General features: G+C 72.0%; 24 protein-coding genes, 2 tRNA genes and 1 riboswitch. Of the genes, 5 read left to right on the forward strand and 21 right to left on the reverse strand.

The genetic code is table 11. The features are described 5' to 3' along the window. Positions 1-25: 25 nt before the first annotated feature. The 9 genes from ACQPY4_RS31020 to ACQPY4_RS31060 are packed head-to-tail and all read right to left on the reverse strand — an operon-like array spanning position 26 to position 7723. A complete protein-coding gene (locus tag ACQPY4_RS31020; RefSeq protein ID WP_433326864.1) occupies positions 26-817 on the reverse strand; it encodes a class I SAM-dependent methyltransferase in 792 nt (263 codons plus the stop codon). Next, positions 807-1694, reverse strand: coding sequence for an aminoacyl--tRNA ligase-related protein (locus ACQPY4_RS31025; protein ID WP_433326866.1), 888 nt, complete (start codon positions 1692-1694; stop codon positions 807-809). Before ACQPY4_RS31025 ends, ACQPY4_RS31020 begins: the two co-directional genes overlap by 11 nt. Next, complete coding sequence (locus ACQPY4_RS31030; protein ID WP_433326868.1) at positions 1675-1971, reverse strand: acyl carrier protein; 297 nt, start codon at positions 1969-1971, stop codon at positions 1675-1677. The genes ACQPY4_RS31025 and ACQPY4_RS31030 overlap by 20 nt, the downstream gene beginning before the upstream one ends. After that, positions 1959-2852, reverse strand: a complete 894-nt coding sequence (locus ACQPY4_RS31035; RefSeq protein WP_433326870.1) for a diiron oxygenase — start codon at positions 2850-2852, stop codon at positions 1959-1961. The genes ACQPY4_RS31030 and ACQPY4_RS31035 overlap by 13 nt, the downstream gene beginning before the upstream one ends. Then, on the reverse strand, positions 2849-3910 hold the full coding sequence (locus tag ACQPY4_RS31040) for a hypothetical protein (RefSeq protein WP_433326872.1): 1062 nt from the start codon (positions 3908-3910) through the stop codon (positions 2849-2851). Before ACQPY4_RS31040 ends, ACQPY4_RS31035 begins: the two co-directional genes overlap by 4 nt. Before the next feature lie 12 nt (positions 3911-3922). Then, a complete protein-coding gene (locus ACQPY4_RS31045; RefSeq protein WP_433326874.1) occupies positions 3923-4174 on the reverse strand; it encodes an acyl carrier protein in 252 nt (83 codons plus the stop codon). Positions 4175-4203: 29 nt separating this feature from the next. Then, the gene (locus tag ACQPY4_RS31050) at positions 4204-5187 is read right to left on the reverse strand and encodes a ribonucleotide-diphosphate reductase subunit beta (protein ID WP_433326876.1); all 984 of its coding nucleotides are present in this window, start codon (positions 5185-5187) and stop codon (positions 4204-4206) included. Beyond that, complete coding sequence (locus ACQPY4_RS31055) at positions 5184-6005, reverse strand: PaaI family thioesterase (RefSeq protein WP_433326878.1); 822 nt, start codon at positions 6003-6005, stop codon at positions 5184-5186. The genes ACQPY4_RS31050 and ACQPY4_RS31055 overlap by 4 nt, the downstream gene beginning before the upstream one ends. Beyond that, on the reverse strand, positions 6002-7723 hold the full coding sequence (locus tag ACQPY4_RS31060) for an AMP-binding protein (RefSeq protein ID WP_433326880.1): 1722 nt from the start codon (positions 7721-7723) through the stop codon (positions 6002-6004). Before ACQPY4_RS31060 ends, ACQPY4_RS31055 begins: the two co-directional genes overlap by 4 nt. Before the next feature lie 285 nt (positions 7724-8008). On the opposite strand from ACQPY4_RS31060, the gene ACQPY4_RS31065 reads away from it, so the two are divergent. Then, complete coding sequence (locus tag ACQPY4_RS31065; protein WP_433326882.1) at positions 8009-9244, forward strand: aspartate aminotransferase family protein; 1236 nt, start codon at positions 8009-8011, stop codon at positions 9242-9244. Here ACQPY4_RS31065 and ACQPY4_RS31070 read toward each other — a convergent pair. Continuing rightward, entirely contained in the window at positions 9231-10289 is a 1059-nt protein-coding gene (locus ACQPY4_RS31070; RefSeq protein WP_433326884.1) for an AraC family transcriptional regulator, read from the reverse strand. The two genes, ACQPY4_RS31065 and ACQPY4_RS31070, sit on opposite strands and share 14 nt — an antisense overlap. Positions 10290-10504: 215 nt before the next feature. Here ACQPY4_RS31070 and ACQPY4_RS31075 point away from each other — a divergent pair, with 215 nt between their 5' ends. Beyond that, the gene (locus tag ACQPY4_RS31075) at positions 10505-11803 is read left to right on the forward strand and encodes a PucR family transcriptional regulator (RefSeq protein ID WP_433326886.1); all 1299 of its coding nucleotides are present in this window, start codon (positions 10505-10507) and stop codon (positions 11801-11803) included. 168 nt (positions 11804-11971) lie between these two features. On the opposite strand, the gene ACQPY4_RS31080 is transcribed toward ACQPY4_RS31075, so the two are convergent. From ACQPY4_RS31080 to ACQPY4_RS31105, 6 genes are all read right to left on the reverse strand, one after another. Beyond that, positions 11972-12044: transfer RNA gene (locus ACQPY4_RS31080), tRNA-Glu, on the reverse strand. A gap of 114 nt (positions 12045-12158) precedes the next feature. Continuing rightward, a tRNA-Gln gene (locus ACQPY4_RS31085) sits at positions 12159-12230 on the reverse strand. A 101-nt stretch (positions 12231-12331) separates the two neighbouring features. Continuing rightward, complete coding sequence (locus ACQPY4_RS31090; protein ID WP_433326888.1) at positions 12332-12967, reverse strand: DUF2461 domain-containing protein; 636 nt, start codon at positions 12965-12967, stop codon at positions 12332-12334. A 57-nt stretch (positions 12968-13024) separates the two neighbouring features. Then, complete coding sequence (locus tag ACQPY4_RS31095) at positions 13025-13789, reverse strand: fumarylacetoacetate hydrolase family protein (RefSeq protein ID WP_433326890.1); 765 nt, start codon at positions 13787-13789, stop codon at positions 13025-13027. Positions 13790-13836: 47 nt separating this feature from the next. Continuing rightward, positions 13837-14892, reverse strand: a complete 1056-nt coding sequence (locus tag ACQPY4_RS31100) for a cellulose binding domain-containing protein (protein WP_433326892.1) — start codon at positions 14890-14892, stop codon at positions 13837-13839. A gap of 74 nt (positions 14893-14966) precedes the next feature. Further along, positions 14967-15332: a hypothetical protein gene (locus tag ACQPY4_RS31105; protein ID WP_433326894.1), complete on the reverse strand. Its 366-nt coding sequence runs from the start codon at positions 15330-15332 to the stop codon at positions 14967-14969. Between the two features lie 202 nt (positions 15333-15534). Between ACQPY4_RS31105 and ACQPY4_RS31110 the strand changes: the two genes are divergently transcribed. Further along, positions 15535-15888, forward strand: a complete 354-nt coding sequence (locus tag ACQPY4_RS31110) for an antibiotic biosynthesis monooxygenase family protein (protein ID WP_433326896.1) — start codon at positions 15535-15537, stop codon at positions 15886-15888. A gap of 3 nt (positions 15889-15891) precedes the next feature. Here ACQPY4_RS31110 and ACQPY4_RS31115 read toward each other — a convergent pair whose 3' ends face one another. The 4 genes from ACQPY4_RS31115 to ACQPY4_RS31130 all read right to left on the reverse strand — a co-directional run bounded on the left by ACQPY4_RS31115 (position 15892) and on the right by ACQPY4_RS31130 (position 20363). Then, complete coding sequence (locus tag ACQPY4_RS31115) at positions 15892-16173, reverse strand: GNAT family N-acetyltransferase (RefSeq protein ID WP_433326898.1); 282 nt, start codon at positions 16171-16173, stop codon at positions 15892-15894. A 33-nt stretch (positions 16174-16206) separates the two neighbouring features. Next, positions 16207-17784 carry a citramalate synthase gene (cimA, locus tag ACQPY4_RS31120; protein WP_433326900.1) on the reverse strand — a complete coding sequence of 526 codons (1578 nt, stop codon included), beginning with the start codon at positions 17782-17784 and terminating at the stop codon, positions 16207-16209. 251 nt (positions 17785-18035) lie between these two features. Next, a complete protein-coding gene (locus ACQPY4_RS31125; protein WP_433326902.1) occupies positions 18036-19139 on the reverse strand; it encodes a branched-chain amino acid aminotransferase in 1104 nt (367 codons plus the stop codon). Positions 19140-19307: 168 nt separating this feature from the next. Continuing rightward, the gene (locus tag ACQPY4_RS31130) at positions 19308-20363 is read right to left on the reverse strand and encodes a 3-isopropylmalate dehydrogenase (protein ID WP_433326904.1); all 1056 of its coding nucleotides are present in this window, start codon (positions 20361-20363) and stop codon (positions 19308-19310) included. Between the two features lie 128 nt (positions 20364-20491). Further along, a riboswitch (cobalamin riboswitch) is annotated at positions 20492-20683 on the forward strand. A gap of 34 nt (positions 20684-20717) precedes the next feature. On the opposite strand from ACQPY4_RS31130, the gene ACQPY4_RS31135 reads away from it, so the two are divergent. Continuing rightward, positions 20718-20936: a CbtB domain-containing protein gene (locus ACQPY4_RS31135; protein WP_433326906.1), complete on the forward strand. Its 219-nt coding sequence runs from the start codon at positions 20718-20720 to the stop codon at positions 20934-20936. Next, entirely contained in the window at positions 20936-21685 is a 750-nt protein-coding gene (locus ACQPY4_RS31140; RefSeq protein ID WP_433326908.1) for a CbtA family protein, read from the forward strand. The genes ACQPY4_RS31135 and ACQPY4_RS31140 overlap by 1 nt, the downstream gene beginning before the upstream one ends. 34 nt (positions 21686-21719) lie before the next feature. On the opposite strand, the gene ACQPY4_RS31145 is transcribed toward ACQPY4_RS31140, so the two are convergent. Next, positions 21720-22391 carry a (2Fe-2S)-binding protein gene (locus tag ACQPY4_RS31145; RefSeq protein WP_433326910.1) on the reverse strand — a complete coding sequence of 224 codons (672 nt, stop codon included), beginning with the start codon at positions 22389-22391 and terminating at the stop codon, positions 21720-21722. Positions 22392-22436: the final 45 nt, after the last annotated feature.

Here is a 22436-nt window from a genome sequence, read left to right on the forward strand (position 1 = left end):
TGCCTCTCCTCGCTCATGCGGGCGGTCAGATCGGGCGGTGGGCCCAAACGGACATGAGGGTCTGGGTGACCATGTCGTGCTCGGGGTCGTCGAAGCGGGCGTGCAGGGCCTCGGCGTCCTCGGCCGTCATCAGCCCGGCGTCGATGAGCCGGGGCAGGATCCGGTCGAAGGTCTGCCGGTACATGGGCTCCAGCGGGAACGTCGCGCCGCGCAGCGTGAGCACCAGGCCCTCGGCGTCCACGTCCTCCAGCCCGAGCCCGCGCATCAGCGTGGGCAGGCGCCGCCCGAAGGCGGTGTCGAACCCGGCCCGGCGCAGGAAGACGCTGACGGCGGCGATGGCGCGCTCGCCCGCCTCGTTCGGCAGCGCGGGGCCGTACCCGCCCCAGTCGAAGTCCTCGACCAGCAGCGCGCCCCCGGGGGCCAGCGCCCCGGCCATCTTCGCCAGGACGGCCTCGCGCTCGGGCAGGTGCCCGAGCAGGAGCCGGGCGTGCGCCACGTCGTAGCCGCCGCCGGGCAGCGTCTCGCTGACCGCGTCGTGCCGCAGCACGCTCAGCTGCGGGTACTTGTCGGCCAGCGGCTCCAGGAAACGCGGGTCGAGGTCGGTGGCCACCACGCGGCCGTCCGGGCCGACCTCCTCGGCCGCCCAGCGCGCCACGCTGCCGCCGCCCGCGCCGAGCAGCAGGACGCGCGCGCCCCTCCCGACGCCGAGCCGCGCGAGCCGGTCGAGCGTGCGCGGATCGTAGGCCCGCTCGATCGCCTCCAGCCGCCGCCGCTCGCCCTCGTCGGCGTTGGACAGCACGTACCCCTCACGGGACATCGACGATCCTCTCCGTCAGCTCCGCCGGGTCCAGGCCGAAGTGGTCGCCGAGCGCGCTGATCCAGCGCTCCAGCCCGAACGCCACGCAGCCGGTGTAGGCGGGCTCGCCGTCGGCCGCGCGGATGTCGCAGCGCTCGCCGAAGAAGTTGCGGTGGAAGTTGACCGAGGCGACCGCCGGCGTCCCGTCGAAGACGAACTCCTCCTTGACCGGGAAGAGGCGCTGCGAGACCGCGCGCGCCCCGTCGGGGTCGAAGAAGGGGTCGCCGGCGGTCTCCACGGTCAGCGGGAGGCCCAGTTCGGCGGCGAACTCCAGCACGACGTGCTTGAGGCGGGCGAGGTGGTCGACGACGTCGTCGTGCCCGCCCACGCAGACGATCTCGCGCATGCTGAACCCGTACAGCCGCCGCAGGCCGTCCAGGTGGGGTTCGCGCCGGAAGCAGGACGCGATGGTGGTGATCCGCTGCGGGCCGTCCAGGCGCTCGCCCGCGAGGTCGAAGTACGCGCTGTAGCAGGCGGCCGGAGGGAGCACGTGCCGCGCGGGGCCGAGGCGTCCGGCGGGCACCGCGTCCAGCGGTCCCTCTCCCGGGTACCCGGCCTCGACCGCCTCGGGGGCCAGGCCGCTCGCGAGCAGCCCGAGGTGGGGGAAGTTGGCGAAGTAGTCGACGCCGGCGAGGTCGTCGACGGCGAGCAGCGGCGGGTAGGCGACCGAGTGGGCGCCCGCGCGGTGCCCCCAGGTCTCGAAGCGCATGTCGAGCGCGGTGCGCAGGGCCAGCGCGTCCGGGCCCAGGGTCGCCAGGCCGTCGCGGACGCCGATCATCCCGCCCCGGACGCCCGGTTCGGCGCCCCGGGCGCGGGGTTCAGTCGTCGGGGACGTCATCGAGGAACCTCCTGGCGATCCGGTTGACGGTGCGGAAGTCTTCGGGGCTGACGCGGTCGAGGGAGATCTCGCGCCCGGTGTGCTCCTCCAGCGCGTACAGGAAGTTCACGAAGCCGAGGGAGTCGAGCACGCGGCTCTCGATCAGGTCGAGGTCGGGGTCGATGGAGGTCAGCCCGGGGTTCTTGGACAGCAGGTAGCCGACGACGAAGGCCACGCCCGCGGCGGCGGGCGGGCCCGGCTCGCGGGGCGGCGGCGTCCGGCCGGTCAGTTCGCGCATGCCGGTGGGATCCCGTCGTCGGCGAAGATCTGCTCGTTGACCATGAAGTCCACCGAGCGCCGCAGGACCCGGCGGGTGTACTCCTCGTGGGCGGGGTCGGCGAGGATCTCCCGGCGCACCCGGTAGGGCTCGGGCAGCCCCGCGTCGCGGAAGACCGCCGGGTTCACCAGCGAGTCGACCGAGGAGCGCATGTACCGCTTGAGGTAGCGCTCAAGCTCGTCCAGGCGGGAGCGGTCCAGCCGGTCGCGCAGGCGGGAGTGCAGCAGCGCGACCGCCTGCCGCCCGAAGGCGATGTGCCGGGACTCGTCCTGGTGGTGCACCTGGTTGACCTGCCGGATCGTGGGGTGCAGCCGCTCGTCGACGCCCATCCGCTGGTTGAACACGTCCACGATCTCCTCGAAGATCAGCAGCCGGGCGAAGACCAGGAAGTGGTCGGCCTCGGGGACGCCGGGCCCCGCCAGGCCCAGGGTGCGGACGGGATAGATGCGGCCGTACCGGCGGCAGAACGTGGCGAAGAACCACATGTGCTCGTTCTCTTCGCCGATGACATGGTGGAAGTACTCCGACGGGAGCGCGAACTCCTCGGTGTGGATCCGGGCCACGAGCGCGGTGAGCAGCTCGCGGATGCCGTGCACGTTGAGGCTGTAGAAGTTGAGGCTCTCCCACCGGCTGACGGCGCGCAGCTGCTCACCGGTGAGCGTCCCGCCGTAGCCGGTGCCGTGCACGCTGAGCAGCTCGGGCGACATCCACCAGGCGTCCTCGGGGAGCGACTCGGGCCATTCGAACAGGGAGTAGGGGTTGTAGTAGTCGCGCTGCGACAGGCCGGTCAGCCGGTCGAGGACGGTCTTGAACCGCTCGTCGGCCGCCAGGTCGGTCGTCATCGCTCGCCTCCTTCGCTCGCGGGCGGTCCGGCCGCCCGGCGGATCACGGTGCGCCGGACCGGGGCCCGGTCGGTCCCGCCGCAGCGGTGGGCGGCCAGCGACGTCCCGGCGGGCAGCCCGGTGGGCAGCAGCCGGTTGATCGCCGACCCCCGGCACGCCTGGACGAAGCGCGGATGCGGCGCCCGCGCGTAGGCCGAGAGCAGGACGAAGATCGGGTCGATGGGCCGGGTCACGCCGTCCTCGTCGACGACCTCCACCCAGGCGTGCGCGAGGTCGAGCATCCCGAGGATCCAGCCGCGGCGGGTGGCGGCCTCGAATCCGGCCTCGCGGAACCGGCGCTCCAGGTGGAGGTTGGCCGAGATGCACGGCGCGAACCCCAGGCCCAGCACTCGGGTGTCCTCGCACTGGAGCGCCTCGGGCATCCGCGCCCAGGTGTAGCGGGCGGCCAGGAACTCCTCGACGATGCCCCTGATCACCGGCGATCGCAGCGTGCCCGGACGTCCCCGAGTGCGGATGCGCCCGGAGACCGACAACCCCTCGGTGCCCCCGGCGGTGATCCACGCGCCGTCCGGCGTGGTGTCCTCGGGCGAGACCGCCAGCCCGAGGGTCGAGCCGCCGAACATCTCGGGCATCGGCCGGGCCAGCCGCCACTGCGGCTCGCTCGCGCACCCCCCGGGGAGCGGGCACGACAGGTCGACGGTGAAGTGCCAGTCCATCGGCCGGAACCACGACTCGGGTTCGGTGTTCATCCAGCGCAGCGCGAACTCGATGCTGCGCTCGGGCACCGACCGTCCCGAGCCCGAGGCCAGGGCCAGGTTGAACAGGTCGTACCGGTCGAACAGCTCGGCCCCCGGCGGACCGGCGTGCGGGAGGCCCGCGCCGAGCAGGGCCTCCAGCGTGCCGGTGCCGCAGCGCAGCATGTCCAGGGCGCCCTCGCGGTCCACGATCTCCTCGCGGTGCCCGGCGGGGACGCGGAAGGACCGGCCCAGTGCCGCCAGCCACTTTCCGGCCAGGTCGGGCGGGGCGCCGAGCGCCCGTCCGGTCGAGTCAAGCCGCATGCCCGTCTCCCCTCAGCCCGCCGACATCCGCCGGACGAGCCGCTCGACGTCCCCAACGGTCACCACGTCGAACGCCTCCTCGTCGTCGATGGGACGCAGGTCGAACTCGGACTCCAGCACCAGCGCGAGCTCGACGACGGCCACCGAGTCGTAGCCGAGGTCGTTCATCACGTCGTGGTGGGGTTCGGCCGCGCGCTCGCCGAGCGGTGACATACGCCCGATCAGGTCGCGCACGCGCGCGCCGAGGTCTTGGGTCGTCTCCACACGCTCTCCTTCCATGTCGTCCGGCCGGGTCACGCCGCGGCCCGGCGGACGGGGTGCTCGGCACTCCAGCGTTCGCGGTACTCGTCCATGGCGCTCTCGCAGGCGCCCGCCCAGACCCGCCCGGCCTCCTCGCGCAGCTCCGGCAGCCCGATCACGGCGAGCTGGCGGAGCATCCGGTCGCGGGCCATCTCCCATTGCCCGCTCAGCTGCCGGGCCCGGTGGACCAGCGCCATCCGCATGACGGGCGTAACGGCGCGCGTCCCGGGGGCGACCATCACGCGGGCGGCCAGGGCGGTGCCCGCCAGGTAGGTCTCGGCGATGGTGTCGCGCCGCCCCGCCGCGACACCGTGCCGCGCGACCACCAGGCCGTAGGTGACGTGCCGGGTCTCGTCCCGGGTGACGTTGGTGAGTCCCTCGGTCAGTGCCCGGAGGTCGAGGCGGCGGGCCAGCGTCCTGACCGTCCGCAGCGCCGTCGCCGCCAGCACCCCCTCGGTGATCAGGTGGTACTGGACGAGCGCCCGGTACCAGGCCGTCTCGCCCTCCTCCCCCGGTTGGCGCACTCGGGCGGTCGAGGCGCGCAGGGTGGGTTCGAAGAGGTTGCCGTAGGCGGCCGCGGCCGCCAGCGCCTTGCCGTCGTCGGGATCGGCGAGGTCGACGCCCGCCGCGAGCGTCAGGTAGTCCTGGAAGAACCGCACGTGCCGGCCCTCGTCGGCGAGCTGCGCGCACAGGAAGACGCGGCCGTCCTCGTCGGGCGCGTGGTCGACCAGCGAGCTGAGGGTCTGTGTCACGCACACCTCGCCGACCTCCAGCTCGGCCAGCGCGGCCAGCAGCTCCGCGCGGAGGAAGGGCCGCAGCCGCTCCCATCCGGGCGCGTCCCTGGCGACCTCGACGTCGGCGACCGCCCACTGCTGCTTCTCCCAGCGGTCGTAGAGCTGGCGCGGGGTGGGCAGGACGGGCAGCGACGCGTCCCGCGCGTCGGCGGCATCGGTGATCTCCGGGGTGGGGGCCGTCATGCGAACCTCCTGAAGCTTCGGTAGTCCAGGGCGGCGGCCAGCTCGGTGAAGGCCGCCTCCCGGCCCTCGACGCGGCATTCCTGGGCCGCGGGCGTGGCGGTGCCGGCGGGCGTGGCGGTGCCGCGCAGGAGCCGCTGCCACTGCTGGAAGGTTCCGTGGAACGTGGCCTCGCCCCCGGAAGGCTGCTCGGCCGTGCGCAGCCCGTGGGCGTCGGCCTCGATCGTCCAGCCGGCCGGGTCGGCGTCGGCGATGTGGACCTCCAGGCGCAGCGGGCGCTCCAGGAGGTCCGGCTGGAAGATCTCCTGGAGTCCTCCGTTCATCTGCCAGCGCAGGAAGGTCGACGGGTCGCCCCCGCTCCAGTCGACCGAGTCGGGGCCCCGTCCCCGCGACTCCATCGCCCGTACCCACAGCTCGCGCGGCACCTCCAGGAAGACCCCGCGCGCCTCGAAGCAGGTGTGGCCCGCCTCCCCCTGCGATGTCTCCAGCTGGACGACGATCGAGCGTCTGCGAGTCTCGCCGACCCACGCCCGCACGGTCAGCGGCACGCCGACGAAGGCGGGCGCGCGGAAGTCCACCTGGACGCGGCGCGTCATCACCGGCCCGCCCGCGTGCTCGGCCGCCACCATCGACATCACCTCGTCGGCCAGCGCCGACAGGTAGCCGCCGTGCGCGATGCCCGGCCCGCCCTCGGCCGTCACCGGGGGGACGTGCTGGAAGTGCATCTCGCTGCCCTTCCATTCGGGACGCAGGCCGAGACCGCGCTCGTTGCCGCCGCCGCAGCCGAAGCAGCCCGGGTGGTGCGAGGTGACTCCGCTCATCGCACGGCCTCCTGGGTCAGCGCGAGCGTCCAGGGGAGCTCGGCTCCCCCCTCGCCGGCCCAGAGGAGACGCACGAGGACGGCACCCGACGTCCCGTCCAGGAGGGAGGTCCACAACCGCCTCCGCCGGGTCTTTCCGCTGGACGTGCGCGGGATGGTGCCGCGGGAGCCGGTGAAGACGGCGATCGCGACCGAGCCCGAGGTGGCGCCGCGCAGGCGCGACACGGCCTCCGCGGCCCAGCCGTCGCCGTCGCTCTCGACCACCAGGGCCGCGACGTCGACGGTGCCGTGGGTGCCGAAGACCACGGCGCACCGGCCCGGGCCGATGCCGTCCAACCGGGTGAGCCGGGCCTCCAGGTCTTCGGCGTGCACCCGGCGTCCCCGCACCTTGAGGCTGTCGCCGATGCGGCCGACCACGTACAGGTGGCCGTCCAGCAGGAAGCCCGAGTCGCCGGTGGGCAGACCGGACGGGTCGAAACCGGCGTCCCCCTCGCGGGTGGCGTACCCGGTCGCGAGCGACGACCCGGCGATCTCGATCTCGCCGAGCGAGCCGTCGGGCAGGGGCGCGCCGTCCTCGCCGAGGACGCGGACCCGGGTGCCGGCCAGCGCTCCCCCGCATCCGGCGAGCCATCCGGCGCCCCTGACCCGGTCGGTGCCGAGCGCGGCGGTCTCGGCGACCCGGACGGGCTCGCCCGGCACCAGCGCCCGGTCTTCCAGGCGGACGACCGGGGACGCCGTGGCGGGCTCGGCGCCCGTCACGCCCAGCGTTCCCTCGGCCAGCCCGTAGGCGGGCATCAGCGCCTCGGCGCGGAAGCCGCGCGGCGCCAGCAGCGCGGTGAACTCGGCCAGCTCGGCCGCGTCGACGCGCTCGGCCCCGCAGATCGCCACCCGCCAGCCCGAGAAGTCCATCCCGGCGAGGTCGTCCGCGCGGACGCGGCGGTGCGCGTAGGCGTACCCGAACGTCGGCGCGGTCGTCATCGTGGCGCCGAGCGAGCCGAGGCACTCCAGCCAGCGCAGCGGCGAGCGGATGAACTGGTCGGGCGTCATCAGCCACAGGTCCGCCCCCGACACCAGCGGGGTGAGCAGCCCGCCGATCAGCCCCATGTCGTGGTACAGCGGCAGCCAGCTGGCGAAGGAGTCGTCGGCGCCCCACCGCGTCCAGCGGCGCACGGCGGCGATGTTGGCGTCCAGGTTGTCCCAGGTCACGCGCACGCCCTTGGGGTCTCCCATCGACCCCGAGGTGAACTGCACGAGCGCGACCTCGGGACGGCCGACGGCCTCCACCGGGTCGGGAAGGTCGCCGGGCGCGGGGAGCCGCGCCACCGCGCTCCCCACGCCGGCGGCCCCGGCGGCCTGGACCGCGACGCCGTACAGCTCGTCGTCGGCCAGCACGATCGACGGCCCCGCCGCGCGCAGGACGCCCGCGACATGCTCGGCGTATTGCGCACGGCCCCCGAATGTCAGTGGGGTCGCGATCGGCGACGGGGTGAGGCCCGCCACCAGGCAGCCGGTGAAGCCCGCCAGGAAGTCCATCGGGTCGGCCAGCAGGAGCGAGACCACCGTGCCCGCCGGGACGCGCCCGTCCCGGAGAAAGGCGGCGGTGCGCCGTGCCGTCACGGCGATCCCGGCGTAGGAGCGGAACCTCCAGCCGCCTCCGGGTGCCGCCAGGCGTACGCCGCGCGTTTCGTCGGGTCGTTCCAGCCAGTCGAGCAGCCCCACACGGTCTCCCCGTTCAGGACGAGTTCCCAGACTTCCCAACTACGCTCCGCACACTTTCATGTCATTTTTGGCAACGTCAATGGCAAGGTCATTTATTAAGTGCCGATCGGGGCATTTCTGTGTGGCCGCACAATCAAGGAGCGTCGGTTGTGCGCCCACACAACCGACGCTCTGACCAGGCAAAACGCGAGGGTCGAAATTGATTCTTGAGTAACTGACGACTTTCGCCCTACATTGAAGCGGCCCTTCCCGTGCCCCCCGACTCCACGGCCGGAGGCCCCGCTCATGCGCGAAGAGATCATCGGCGGCTACGAGCGTCATGTCGGCAGGGCCGCCGCCCGGCTGGCGGAACGGGCCGGGCTCCCCGTCGAGGTCTCCTCCGAGGGCGCGCGGGTGCGCGACGAGCACGGCCGGGAGTACCTCGACTGCGGCGGCTACGGGGTGTTCATCCTCGGGCACCGGCACCCCGCGGTCACCGGCGCCGTCCGGCGGCAGCTCGACCGCCACCCGCTGGGCACGCGGAGCCTGCTCTCGGGCGAGCTGGCCGAGGCCGCGCGGCGGCTGGCCGGGGCGGCGCCCGCCGGGCTCGAACGCGTCTACTTCACCTGCACCGGCGCCGAGGCCGTCGAGACGGCGCTCAAGCTGGCCCGGGCGGCCGGGCGGCGCCGCGTCGTCGCGATGACCGGCGGGTTCCACGGCAAGACGCTGGGCGCCCTCAGCGTGACCGACCGCCTGGCGTTCCAGGCCCCGTTCCGCCCGCTCCTGCCCGACGTCTCCACGGTGCCGTTCGGCGACGCCGAGCGGCTGCGCGAGGCCCTGGCCGGGGACGGCGGGGCGGCCGTCATCCTCGAACCCGTCCAGGGAGAGGGCGGCGTCCGAGTGCCCCCCTCGGGATATCTGCGCGCCGTGGCCGAGGCGTGCCGCGAGGCGGGCGCGACGCTGATCGTGGACGAGATCCAGACCGGCCTCGGACGGCTCGGGGCCTGGTGGGGCTGCGAGGCCGAGGACGTCCGTCCCGACCTGCTGCTGGCGGGCAAGGGCCTCGGCGGCGGCGTCCTGCCGGTCGGCGCGGTGATCGCGACCGAGGAGGCGTTCGCACCGCTCGACCGCAACGCCCGCCTGCACAGCTCGACCTTCTCCGGCTATCCCCTCGGCATGGCCGCCGTCATCGCCACATTGGAGACCCTCGAACGGGAGGAGATCCCGTCCCGCGCGGCGTCGCTGGGCAAGCGCCTGCACGACCGGGTGAACGAGGCGGCGGGCCCGGCCGGGCCCGGCATCGTCCGCGAGGTCCGCGGGCGCGGCCTGCTGATCGGGGTGGAGCTCACCCACCCGCGCCTGGCCGGGAGCCTGATGGGAGCGCTGCTCGACCAGCGGATCATCGCCTCCCACTCCCTGGGCGCCGACACGGTCGTCCGCTTCACGCCGCCCGCGATCCTCTCCGACGAGGAGGTCGCCTGGTTCGGCCGCGGCGTCACCGCGGCCATGCGGCGGCTCGCGGACGAGGTCAGCGCAGGGTGAAGTCGCGGGGGGCGCGTCCCGTCCAGCGCTTGAAGGCGTGGGTGAACGCGGCGGGGCCCGCGAACCCGAGCCGCCGCGCCACCTGGAACGGCGGGACGCCCTGGAGCAGCAACTCCTCGGCCAGCGCGCAGCGGGCCCCCGCGACGACCGCGCTGAACGAGGTGCCCTCGTCGGCCAGCCGCCGCCGGACGGTCCGCTCGCTCATCCCCAGCGCCGCCGCGGCGTCGGCCATGCTCGGCAGGGCGGGCAGCTCCTGAAGAACGAACTCGCGCAGCCCGTCGGCCAGCGTCAGCGCCGCCCGGCGCCGTTCCAGCAGCCGCCTGCACTGCTCCTCGATCAGCCGCATCATCGGCTCGTTGGCCTGGGGCAGGGCCCGGTCGAGCGCGGCGGCGTCCACCCGGATCTCGTGGACGGGCCCGCGCCCGAACGTGACCGGGCCGCCGACCTCCCGCTCGTACAGACCGGCGTGCTCGGTCGCCGGCCAGGCCAAATCCACCCCGAGCAGCCACCCGCCCTCGGGCAGGAGGTCGCCGAACAGGCGCAGCACGGCCCCCGCCGAACGGTCCATGAAGAACGCGCGCAGGTCGTCGGGCAGCCGCCGCCCGTCGATGCGCAACCGGTACTCCCCCGTCTCCCGATGGGACGTCATCGAGCAGCACGCGTAGGTCAGGTCGAGGTAGCGGGTGGCGAACAGGACCGCTTGGCCGAGCGTGGGCGCGCACATCATGCCGAGACCGAGCAGGCCGTAGACGCTCAGCCGGTAGCGTCCGGCCACGATCAGCCCGAGCGCGGGGACATGCGCCAGCTCGCGCACCAGCTTGCGCGCGATCGCGTACTCCTGCTCCAGCCGGATGGTGCGCCGCGCGTCCTCCAGGTCGGCGGCCGACAGGCCCGTCCCGACCAGGCAGCGCTCGGCCGGGACGCCGTGCTCGCCCGCGACCTGGACCATCAGGTAGGCGCTGCTGGTCCCGAGCACCGGAAGGCGAGGGGGGATGGGGAGCCCGGCACGCGCGCCGATGCCCGTCTCGGCGTGCCTTTCGGCCATTACGCCCCCCTTGACGCTCGGATGGAATGTCTGGCATCCCCGGCCCACCGGCGTCCCTCCCCGAAAACGATCTTCGCGGCTGGCCGCAGGCAGCAACTTTCTGACCCTTGATGACAACCATGGCCCAGAGTTGCGCGGGTAGCATCTTTTTCTGGTGAATTTCGTCGTTTCCCCGGCTTCTCCAGTTGTGCACGCACGATGTAGTGGAGTGGGATATGCCGACCGTCCACACCGGTGCGACCCCGCCCATCCGACCCACGTCCGGCCCGGCGAGCAGGGAGGAGACCGCGGCCGTCCGGGAACGCGGGCTGGCCAGGCTGCGGCTGCGGATACCCGAGCTCGCCGACGCGATCGTGGTGTCGCTGCGCGCGTCCGAACCCGTCTACAGCGGCGGCAGCATCCCCCCGGCGGAGGCCCCGCTCTGGATCGGCCACTCCATCGACCTGGCCCTGGACGCCTTCCGGATGCCGTCCGAGGAGCGAGCCGGAACCCTGGAGTTCCCGCGCCGCCTCGGGATGCGCCGCGCCCAGCAGGGCGTCCCGATGAGCGCGCTGCTGCGCGCCTACCACATCGGCGGACGCGTGATCTGCGAGGCGTTCAGCCAGTGGGGCATGGAGGAGGGGCTGCCCACGGCGTACTCGACCGCGCTGATCGACGACGCGTGGGACATCGTCGACTGGCACTCCTCGGCGGCCATCGCGGCGCTGCGGATGGCCGAGACCGAACTCCCGAACCGCCGCGCCGGAGGCGTCCTGCTGGACGCGCTGCTCAACGGCGAGACCGACCCGACCACGGCCGCGCTGGCCGCCCGCGCGTTCTCCCTACCGGAACAGGCCCGCTACGTGGTGGTGGTGCAGCGTCCCGTCGAAGGCCCCGCCGCTCCCCTGGACCCGGCGTCGCTGCCCGGCCGCGTCCACGGCGTCCCGGTGGTGTGGCGGATGCACGGCGAGAGCGCGATCGGCATCGCCGTCATCGGCGACGTCCCGGCGGCGGAGTTCGGCGCGGCGATACCTGGCCGCGAGGGCCGCCGCACGGGCGTCAGCGTCGCCGTCTCCGGCCTGACCGAACTGGGCCGCGCCCGCCAGCTCGCCGAGCTCGCCGTCCGCACCATCACCGGCGGCGGCCCGGGCCTGGCGACCATGGACGAGCGCCTGCCCGCGACCATGCTGACGGTCCGCCCGGACCTGGCCCGCGAACTCGAACTGCGCGTCCTGGCCCCCGTCCTGTCCCTGGACCCGGCGGGCCGCGATCTCCTCCTGGAAACCCTGGGCGCCTGGCTCGAGGCCGAGGGCTCCGCCACCCGCGCCGCCGAGATGCTCTTCTGCCACCGCAACACGGTCCTGAACCGCCTACGCCGCCTGGAACAACTCACCCAACGCTCCCTGGACAACCCCCGCCACCTGGTAGAGGTAACACTCGCCCTAGATGCGTACTTGCTCCGGGGGGGCAGTACCTATGTGGGGGGACGACCCCCCACGCCCCCCGGCGGTCTGCACCCCCCTCCACTCCGCTAGCGCTCCGTTCCGGGGTGCACAGCCCTTGGCGGGGGCTCCGCGCCCCCGCGCCCCCCGCCAGGGGCTCCGCCCCTGGACCCCCGAAGTGCGAGAACAGACGTCAGGGCGTTAACTCTGTGAAAATGCAAAAGGGCCAACGGATTGATTTCCGTTGACCCGATTTGTGCGTACCCCCGAGCGGATTCGAACCGCCGTTACCGCCTTGAGAGGGCGGCGTCCTAGGCCACTAGACGACGGGGGCCTGCTGTTTCGTTCTGGTGCGCGTCCAGTTTACCGGACGATTTCCCCTGCTTCGAACCGTTTGCACGACCGGAGCCAGCAGGGGTGCGGTCTGATCAACTTTCGATCGGACCAGCTGGGGTACCAGGACTCGAACCTAGACTAACTGAACCAGAATCAGTCGTGCTGCCGATTACACCATACCCCAGTGCCGTAAGCGTTCTCCCGATCTTGAACGGGTGGTCGCTTGCGCCTCGACGAGAATACAGGACCCGGGGACCTGGACCAAAACGATTGGCCGAAGGGTGTTCAGCGGGTGAAGTCGGGGGCGCCGATGTGCTGGTTGCCCCATTCGACCAGGGGGCGCAGGTTGCGCCAGGTCTCGCGGACGCGGTCGACGACCTCGGGGGTGTTCATCCAGGGGTCGGTGGGCCAGCCCTCGTGGGCGTAGAGGGAGCGGTGCCGCAGGAGTTCCAGGCGGGGATGGTCTTCGGGGGTGCCTCGGGGGCGGGTCTTGAGGCGGTCGCCGTCGACCTGGAGGCCGGCGGAGCGCAGGGTGTCGACGATGGCCTGGAGCTCCTTGCCGGTGTGGTCGGCGTCCACGGCGGATCGGTACTGGCGGAGCTGCTCGGGGGTGGGGGCGTACATGCCCCCGGCGGCGAACAGGCCGTCGGCGTCGAGGTGGAAGTAGAAGCCCTGGGACGTGTGGCCGCCCTGCTGGGTCTTGTAGGGCGACTTGTCCTTGCTGAAGCGGACGTCGCGGTAGGGGCGGAACAGCTTGACCGTGCCGAACTCGGGTTCGAGTTCGGCGAAGAGCTCGTTCATGGGTTCGCGGACGTGGAGCTCGTAGGTCTCCTTGTGCGCCGTCCAGTAGGACTTGCTGTTGTCGGCGAGCAGGCCCTCGTAGAAGGCGAACGCCTCGTCGGTGAAGCCGGTGAAAGCCATGGCCCCTCTCCCATGTCGTACGGCGTCCCACTGTAGGGACGCCGTACGACGAAATCGTCAGTCGCGCGCGACCACGCGGTTGCTGAGGTCGCCGATGCCTTCGATCGTGACGGTGACCTCGTCGCCGATCTCCAGCGGGCCGACGCCCGCGGGGGTGCCGGTCAGGATCACGTCGCCGGGGAGGAGCGTCATGACCTGGCTGACGTATTCGACGAGCATGGGGATGTCGTGCATGAGCTGCGACGTCCTGGCGTCCTGCCGGACCTCGCCGTTCACCCGGGTGGTGATGGACAGGTCGGCGGGGTCGAGCTCGGTCTCGATCCACGGGCCGAGGGGGCAGAAGGTGTCAAAGCCCTTGGCCCGCGTCCACTGGCCGTCCTTTTTTTGCAGGTCGCGGGCCGTGACGTCGTTGGCGCAGGTGTAGCCGAGGATGACGTCCTGGGCGCGGGACGCGGGGACCTCGCGGCACATCCGCCCGATCACCACGGCCAGCTCGCCCTCGAAGTCGACCCGGTCGCTCAGCTTCTCCGGGTAGGCGATGGCCTCGCGCGGGCCGATCACGGCCGTGGACGGCTTGGAGAACACCACCGGCTCGGCCGGCGGCTCGCCTCCCATCTCGCGCGCGTGCTCGGCGTAGTTCTTGCCGATCGCGATGACCTTGCTCGGGAGGATGGGCGCCAGCAGGCGCACGTCGTCCAGCGGAAAGCGCTGACCCGTGAAGGTCAGCTCGCCGAACGGGTGCGCCGCCACGGCGGCGATGGTGTTCTCTTCGACCACCCCGAAGGACATGCCCTCACCGGTGGAGAACCTTGCGATACGCATGCCCGCCAGGTTAATACGCCGCGTACCCCGTGCAGGTCGAGGGCAGTTCAGATACCGCAGGGCTTGCCGTTGAGGCGGCATCCCTTGGGGGCCACGGCGCTGCCCACCGCGCCGTACTGGAGGTCCCAGGTCGCTCCGGGCTGGATGGGAGCGGCGCCCGGGAGGTTCTGGATCTCCACTCGGTCGCCCCCCTTCACGATGTGGGCGCCCCAGATGTTCTTGAGGTTGGCCTTGGGGATGTCGAAGGTGAGCTTCCAGGCGGCCATGGGCTTGGCGGTCCGGTTGGTGATGACCATCCGGCCCTCGAAGTAGCCGGGGTCCTGCTGGACGAGCTGGTAGGTGATGCCGTTGCCTCGCACGATCGGCCCTACCGGGGCCTGGGTGGCTCGGGGCGGCTCGGCGCCGTAGGTCGGCCCGGACTGGCCCGGCTCGGTGGGCGCGGGCGATCCGGTCGGGCCGGGTGAGGTTCCCGGTGAGGTGCCCGGCGCCGGGGTTGCGTTGGGGTCGCCGCCTGCGGGCTCGGTCACGGGGATGTCCGTGGGGGACGTGGCGGTCGGGCTGACCTTGGTGTTGCCGGACGCCTTGCCGGAGTCGTCTCCGCTGCTCCAGACGACGGCGGCGATCGCGCCCACCGCGATGACGGCGGCCACGGCCAGGGTCGCGCCGAGGATCACCGGGCGTCGCGAACGGCTCTCGCCGTAGGACGCGGGGAGCGGGGGCGGTGGCGGGGGTGTGGGGTTGCTCGCCGGTGCCGGGACGAAGGGTGGCGGCCCCTCGTTCATGGGCGCCTGCTGTGCCGGTTCGGGGGGCAGTTGAGGGAGGGGCGGAAGTGGGGGTACGGGGGCTGCCGCCTGGGGCGGGGGTGGTGCCTGTTCGGCCTCGGCGCCGAACTGGGCCGTCCAGGGGGCCTCGGGCAGTCCGGGGACGACCTCGGGGACGTCGGTGACCGTCGAGGGTTCGGCGGCGGTGTCGTCGACGGTCGCGGCGGGGTCGGCCGGGCCGTCGGTGACGGTGTCGTCCACCGGACGCTGGGCGGCCGGGACCGCGAACTCGGCGGTGGTCTTGTGGTCCGGGCGTACCTGCCCGGGCTCCTCGCGGCTCATCGTCACCTTCTCCAGTGTTCGTTCTCACCTGGTCCGACGACCGAAGAGGCGGTTCGGTTCACGCCTTTGGCAGGTCAGCCCGTGGCGGCGTCGTCCAGACCGCGGCGGGCGGCCTGACGCTGGTGGCGGTTGAGCATGTCGGTGATGAGCCCGATGGCGTCCGGGCCGGTGGCTCCCTGGGCGCCGCTGAGCCAGCGGGTGGCCTCGGCCAGCCGTTCCTCCGACGACCCGTCGCCCTGGTCGGCGAGGCGTCCGAGGACGTCGCCCAGCCGCAGCGCGGCGTCCTGGCGGTCGCACTCGGCCGCGCGCCTGAACCATTCGGCGGCCTGCTCCAGGTCGCCGTCGTGCTCGTACAACTCGCCGAGCCCGAACGCGATGTCCGCCCACTCACCGTCCGTGCGACGCCCGAGGGTGTCGGGCCGGCAGGTGCGGACAGGCATGGGATCACTCCGGTGAGGCTGGGGGCTCAGAGGGCGGTCTTCGGACCGCGAGGCTTCCCATGATGGACGTCGTACCGTTCCATCGCCACCGCTTTTGATTGAATCGCCAATCTTTTTGTGGGTTTGCCCCGGTTTCGATGGCGCCGGGCCGCGTGGGCCGTCCTGGATAGGCTCGGATCACCACGAACGAAGGGGAACCCGGATGTCCGTCATCAAGATCAACGTGCTCACCGTGCCCGAGGACATGCGCGAGGAGCTCGAACGGCGCTTCGCCGGGCGCGCGGGCCTGGTCGACTCCGCCGAGGGCTTCGAGGGGTTCGAGCTGCTGCGTCCGACCGAGGGGACCGACCGCTACTTCGTCATGACGCGCTGGCGCAGCGACGAGGACTTCAAGAGGTGGACCGAGAGCCAGCAGTTCCAGAAGGGCCACGCGCAGGCGGCCAAGGACTCCGAGCAGCACGGCAAGGGCCACGCGCACGGCGGCCCGGCCGCCACGGGCTCGGAGCTCTGGGCGTTCGAGGTGATCCAGAGCTCCGGCCCCAAGAAGGCCGAGTAGCGGTCAGGCGGCCACGAGGTCGGCGTAGTCGGGGTGCTTGTCGATCCAGCTCTTGATGAAGTGGCACTCCGGGACGACGGACAGGCCCTTGGCGCGCGCGTCGTCCAAGGCCCCCCGGGCCAGGGCGCCGCCGACGCCCTGGCCCCCGTATGCCTCGTCGACCTCGGTGTGGGTGAACACGACCCGGCCGCCCTCCTTGCGGTAGGCGGCGAAGCCCGCTCGGGCGCCGTCCACGTTGGCCTCGTAGCGGCTCTTCTCGGGCACGTCGATGATCTCGATGCTCATGCCCTGTTCAATGCCCCGTTCGCGGAAAAGATTTCAGCCGGCCTCGTATCCGGCGTGCAGCAGGCTGTAGGTGACGGCCTCTTCGAGCGCCTCCCAGGACGCGGCGATGACGTTCTCCCCGACGCCGACCGTGCCCCACTCGCGGGTGCCGTCGCTGGACTCGATGAGCACCCGGGTGCGGGCGCTGGTGCCGTGCGTCCCTTCCAGGATGCGGACCTTGTAGTCGACCAGCTCCAGCTTGGCCAGCTCGGGGTAGAGGCGCCCGAGCGCGACCCGCAGCGCGTTGTCGAGCGCGTTGACCGGGCCGTTGCCCTCCCCCGTTGCCACGATCCGCTCGCCCTTGGCGTGCAGCTTGACGGTGGCCTCGCTGACCTTGGACCCGTCGGGACGGCGCTCGACGATCGTCCGCCAGGACTCCACCTCGAAGTGACGCTGCCGGACGCCGGTCAGCTCCTCGCGCAGCAGCAGCTCGAAGGACGCGTCGGCGGCCTCGAACGTGTACCCGGTGGACTCCAGTTCCTTGACGCGCGCCACCACGTCCTTGGCCTTCTCCCCCGAAAGGTCGTAGCCGAGCTCCTTGCCCTTGAGCTCGACGGAGGCGCGTCCGGCCATGCTGGAGACCAGCATCCGCATGTCGTTGCCGACCTTGGCCGGGTCGATGTGCTGGTAGAGGTCGGGGTCGACCTTGACGGCCGAGGCGTGCAGCCCGGCCTTGTGCGCGAAGGCCGACACGCCCACGTAGGGCTGCTGCGAGCTGGGGGTGATGTTGGTGACCTCGGAGACCGCGTGGGCGATCCGGGTCATCTCGGCGAGCTGGCCGTCGGAGACCAGCGGCATGCCCCGCTTGAGCTGGAGGTTCCCGACGACGGTGAACAGGTTGGCGTTGCCGCTGCGCTCGCCGTACCCGTTGGCGCAGCCCTGGACGTGGGTGGCGCCCGCCTTCACCGCGGCCAGGGAGTTGGCCACGGCGCAGCCGGAGTCGTCGTGGCAGTGGATGCCCACCCGGGCGCCGACGGAGACCACGTCGTGGACGACGTCGGCCAGCTCGTCGGGGAGCATCCCGCCGTTGGTGTCGCACAGGGCGATGACGTCGGCGCCCGCCTCGGCGGCGGTGCGGACGACCTCCAGCGCGTAGGCGCGGTTGGCGGCGTAGCCGTCGAAGAAGTGCTCGGCGTCCAGGAAGATTCGTTGGCCCTCCGCACGCAGGTGGGAGACGGTGTCGCGGATCATCGCGAGGTTCTCCTCGAGCGTCGTGCGGAGGGCCAGCTCGACGTGCCTGTCGTGACTCTTGGCGACAAGGGTCACGACGGGCGCGCCGGAGTCGCGCAGGGCGGCCACCTGGGGGTCGTCGGCGGCTTTCACACCGGCCCGGCGGGTCGCGCCGAACGCGGTGAGCTGCGCGTGCCTCAGGTCGAGCTCGGTCTGAGCCCGCCTGAAGAACTCGGTGTCCTTGGGGTTGGCGCCCGGCCAGCCGCCCTCGATGAAGCCGACGCCCAGCTCGTCCAGGTGCCGCGCGACCAGGAGCTTGTCGGCCACGGAGAGGTTGAGCCCCTCCTGCTGTGCGCCGTCACGCAGCGTGGTGTCGTAGACGTGGAAAGCGTCGCCCTGCATCGAATGTCCCCTCGGTGTGGGGCCCGCGCGCCGTGATCCGGTTTCCGGAAAACAAAAAGACCCCTCACGGACGTGAGAGGTCTGCGCGCCGGCGGTGTCCCGTTAGAAGCCGGCGCGCCAGCCGATAATCACGAGGCTGTAGCGCATGATGACGCTCAGTCTGCCATACCGGTCTCGACGACAGGACATCGATCTCGTCATGTGAGACACAACTTCGGTTGACCCCCGGCGTGCCGGGGGTCAACCGGAAATCAAGCGATCTTGTGGACCCAGCCGTAGGGGTCGGGACGCGTGCCGTACTGGATGCCGATCAGCTCCTCGCGCAGGCGCATCGACAGTTCGCCGGACCCGCCGTCGCCGACCTTCCACTCGCGGTCGGAGCCCTTGACATGGCCGACCGGGCTGATCACGGCGGCGGTGCCGCAACCGAAGACCTCGGTGATCTCGCCGGACTCGCAGCCGGCCTGCCACTCCTCGATCGTGATCGGGCCCTCTTCGACCGGGACGCCGAGGTCGGGGGCGAGCTTGAGCATCGAGTCGCGGGTGATGCCGGGCAGGAGGGTGCCGGTCAGCGCGGGCGTGAGCAGCCGGGCGTCCGGGCCCGAGCCGTAGACGAAGAACAGGTTCATCGACCCGACCTCCTCGACCAGGCTGTGCTCGATGGCGTCCAGCCAGACGACCTGGTCGCAGCCGTTGGCCACGGCCTGGGCCTGGCCCGCGAACGAGGCCGCGTAGTTGCCGCCGGTCTTGGCCTCGCCCGTCCCCCCGGGGGCGGCGCGCGTGAAGTCGCGCGACAGCCACACCGAGACGGGCTTGATGCCCCGGGCGTAGTAGTTGCCCGAGGGCGAGGCGATGACCATGAAGAGGAACTCGTTGGCGGGCTGGTTCACCCCCAGCGCGCGCGTGGTGGCGAACATGAAGGGACGCAGGTAGAGGCTGTAGCCCTCCTTGGTGGGGACCCAGTCCTTGTCGACGCGGACGAGCGTCTCGATGGCGTCCACGAACAGCTGCTCGGGGATCTCCGGCATCGCCATCCTGCGGGCGGAGCGGTTCATCCGCGCGGCGTTGGAGAACGGGCGGAAGGTCACGATCGACCCGTCCGGCTGCCGGTAGGCCTTGAGACCCTCGAACAGCTCCTGCGAGTAGTGCAGGACCTGGCTCGCCGGGTCCATCGGGATCGGACCGTAGGGCTCCAGCCGGGCGTCGTGCCAGCCCTCGTCCGCCGAGTAACGGATCGTGATCATGTGATCGGTGAAGTTCTGCCCCCACCCGGGATCAGCCAGGACGCGCTCGCGTTCGGCCGCGGGCAGGGGCTGCTCATCGAGCGTGATCGTGAAGTCCAGGGTGTCGCTCATGGTCAGGATCCTCTCCCGGATCGCGGGCCCGGCCCCGTTGCCGTTCCCGCATCCCTTGCTGACTATTGTCCTACTTCGTCCAGACTGCTCCTCGGGAGCCCTCGGGGCGCACGCGAAGAACCGGGCGCACCCGCGAGGCGCACCCGGTTCTTTCAAACGAGCGCGCGGCTAGCCGGATACTCGCTTGGCGATGGCGTCACCGATCTGGGACGTCGAACGCTCGCCCAGGCCGGACCGCTCGGCGAGGTCGTCGGAGACGGCCCGCTCGACACGGCGGGCGGCCCCGGCGGCGCCGAGGTGGTCCAGCAGCATGACCGCCGACAGGATCGTCGCCGTCGGGTCGGCCTTGCCCTGCCCCGCGATGTCGGGCGCGCTGCCGTGCACCGGCTCGAACATCGAGGGGGCGGTGCCCTCGGGGTTGATGTTGCCGGAGGCGGCCAGGCCGATGCCCCCGGCGATCGCGGCGCCGATGTCGGTGATGATGTCGCCGAACAGGTTGTCGGTGACGACCACGTCGAAGCGCCCCGGCTGGTTCACGAAGAACATCGTGGCGGCGTCGACATGGCAGTAGTCGGTGCTGACCTGCGGGTACTCCTCGCCGACCCGGCGCAGCACGCGCTGGTAGAGGTCACCGGCGAAGGTCAGCACGTTGTCCTTGTGGACGAGCGTCAGCTTCTTGCGCGGACGGGCCGCGGCCTGCTCGAACGCGTAACGGATGATCCGCTCGACGCCGTGGGCGGTGTTGACGCTCTCCTGCGTGGCGACCTCGTGGGGCGTGTCCTTGCGCAGGACGCCGCCGACCCCCGTATAGGGGCCCTCGGTGCCCTCGCGGACGACGACCATGTCGATGTCGTCCGGCCCGGCCCCGGCCAGCGGCGTGGCCACACCCGGAAACAGCTTCACCGGACGCAGGTTCACGTAGTGGTCGAGCTCGAACCGGGCCCGCAGCAGCAGCCCGCGCTCCAGGACGCCACTCGGGACGGTCGGGTCGCCCACCGCGCCGAGGAGGATGACGTCTTGCCCGCGCAGCTCGTCCAGGACCGTGTCAGGCAGCGTCTCGCCGGTGCGGTGCCAGCGAGCGGCGCCCAGGTCGTAGGTGGTCTGCTCGAACGAGAGCCCGGCCTCGGGGGCGACGGCCGACAGGACCTTCAGGCCCTCGGCGACCACCTCGGGGCCGATTCCGTCACCCGGAATGACGGCGAGGCGAATGCTGCGGGAAACCATGCGCGGCACTCTACCGCAACGTCTCAATGCCTGGTCAATCGTCTCAACAATCGAGATGTCCATCTCGCCGCCAGCGGTAAGCCCGGGTTTGTCACCCCGGACCGACTTGACGTCGCCCCCGCCCAAAGAGGACGCTCTGCACGACAAGTTCACAAACGAGGCGACGGTGCGCAGGAACCTGGTGCGACTCCAGGACGGTCCCGCCACTGTGACCAGGGAGTCTCCCCCGCCCACGACCACGGCCGCGACGCTCGGGCTGGAAGGTCGGAGGGAGACGTCGATCTGGGAGTCAGGACACTGACCCGTCGTCCTCCCGCTACCGGGGCGAGTGCACCCCGTGAGGAGACCCCCGACATGGCCCAGTCAGCCGTCCCGTCGCAGCAGGCAGCCCCGGCGCCGCTGCGCATCCCCCTCCGCGACATCGTGCCGTGGGCGGTCTTCGCCGCGGTGCTCGGCCTCGTCCTCATCTACTTCGTCGGCGCCGAGCAGGGTGCGACCTCCCTGTTCTCCGGCACCTGGGTGCACGAGTTCACGCACGACGGCCGGCACCTGCTCGGCTTCCCCTGCCACTGATGGGCTCATCGGTGATGCGGTCGCTGCTGGTCCGCGGCATGCTCGTCGGGCTGGCCGCGGCGGCGCTCGCCCTGCTGATCGCGTGGATCTACGGCGAACCCCAGGTCGGACACGCGATCTCGTTCGAGGAGGCGCAGGCGGCCAAGGAGACCGCCCACGCCGGGCACGAGGAGGCGCCCGAGGTCAGCCGCACCGTCCAGAAGACCACCGGCCTGATCACGGCCCTCGGCTTCTACGGCGTGGCGATCGGCGGGCTGTTCGCGATCGCCTTCGCGCTCGCCTACGGCCGTCTCGGCCCGTTCGGCGCCCGCCTGACCTCGGCCCTGGTGGCCCTGGCCGGGTTCGTCGCGATCGAGCTGGTGCCGTTCCTGAAGTACCCGCCCACCCCGCCCGCCGTCGGCAACCCCGACACCATCGGCGAACGGACGGCGGTGTACTTCGGGATGGCGGCGCTGGGCGTCCTGGCGACCGTGGCGGCGGTGATCGTGTGCCGCCGCCTGATCCCCAGGCTGGGCGCCTGGAACGCCGCGATCATCTCGACGGCCGGTTTCGCCGTGGTCGTGGCGGTGGTCTACCGGCTCACCCCCACACCCGACGCCGTGGCCGACGGCTTCCCCGCGACGGTCCTGTGGGACTTCCGGATCGCCTCCCTGGGCATCCAGGTCGTCCTGTGGTCCACGCTGGGCCTGCTCTTCGGCCACCTGACCGAACGCGCCTTCGCCCGCGAGCCCGCACCGGCGAGCGTCTGAACCCGTAAGGCCCGGCTCCTTCGGGGGCCGGGCCTTACTTATGCAGCAGGACGCAGTCGCCGCACATGTCCCCGCCCGGCGGCACGCGATAGAAGAGGCAGCAACTACGCCGCACGAACCCCCGGGAGCCGAACTCACCCGTCCCCGCAAGCGGCGCGCGCGTGAAGAGGTCCCGCACGATCGCCTCACCGGCTTCAGGGAGACCGGGGCGCAGCGTCCCGGCGAGCGCCGAAGCGGCGTTCCCCCAGAACAGCCCGTCCGCCAGCCGGACGAACCGCAGCATCCCCGCGCGCAACGGCCGCAACTGCCCGTCCACCACGGCCTCATAGACCAGGTCGGCGGGCCGCTCGACCCGCCGTCCGACCGGCTCGGCCAGCCACAACGCGATCGGCGCCCCGGGCGCCCAGCGCCAATGCAGACTCGCGAGATCGGGCACAACACCAAGCGCCGCGGCGGCGATCATGGGCGACCACAACCGCGACGCCAGCCCCTGAAAGAGGATCGACGCCGCGACCCGCCGCTCACGAGTACCGAGCCGCTCCGCGTACGCGTCCGTCAACTCGACCAGACGCGAAGTATCGGTCTCGGGCAGCGGCCGCCACGTGGGATCGGCCGCCTCGGCCGGATCGGTGACGATCTCGAAGAAGGGACCAAGCTCCGCCACATCACGCAGAACCCGCTCGGTCTCCCCCTGCTCCGTCAGCACTCCCCCACGCTACCGCCCCGCGGGGGACGGCTACTTGCCCGCACT

The organism is Spirillospora sp. CA-294931 (assembly GCF_050946795.1).
In the GTDB taxonomy this organism is placed as follows: Bacteria; Actinomycetota; Actinomycetes; order Streptosporangiales; family Streptosporangiaceae; genus Spirillospora.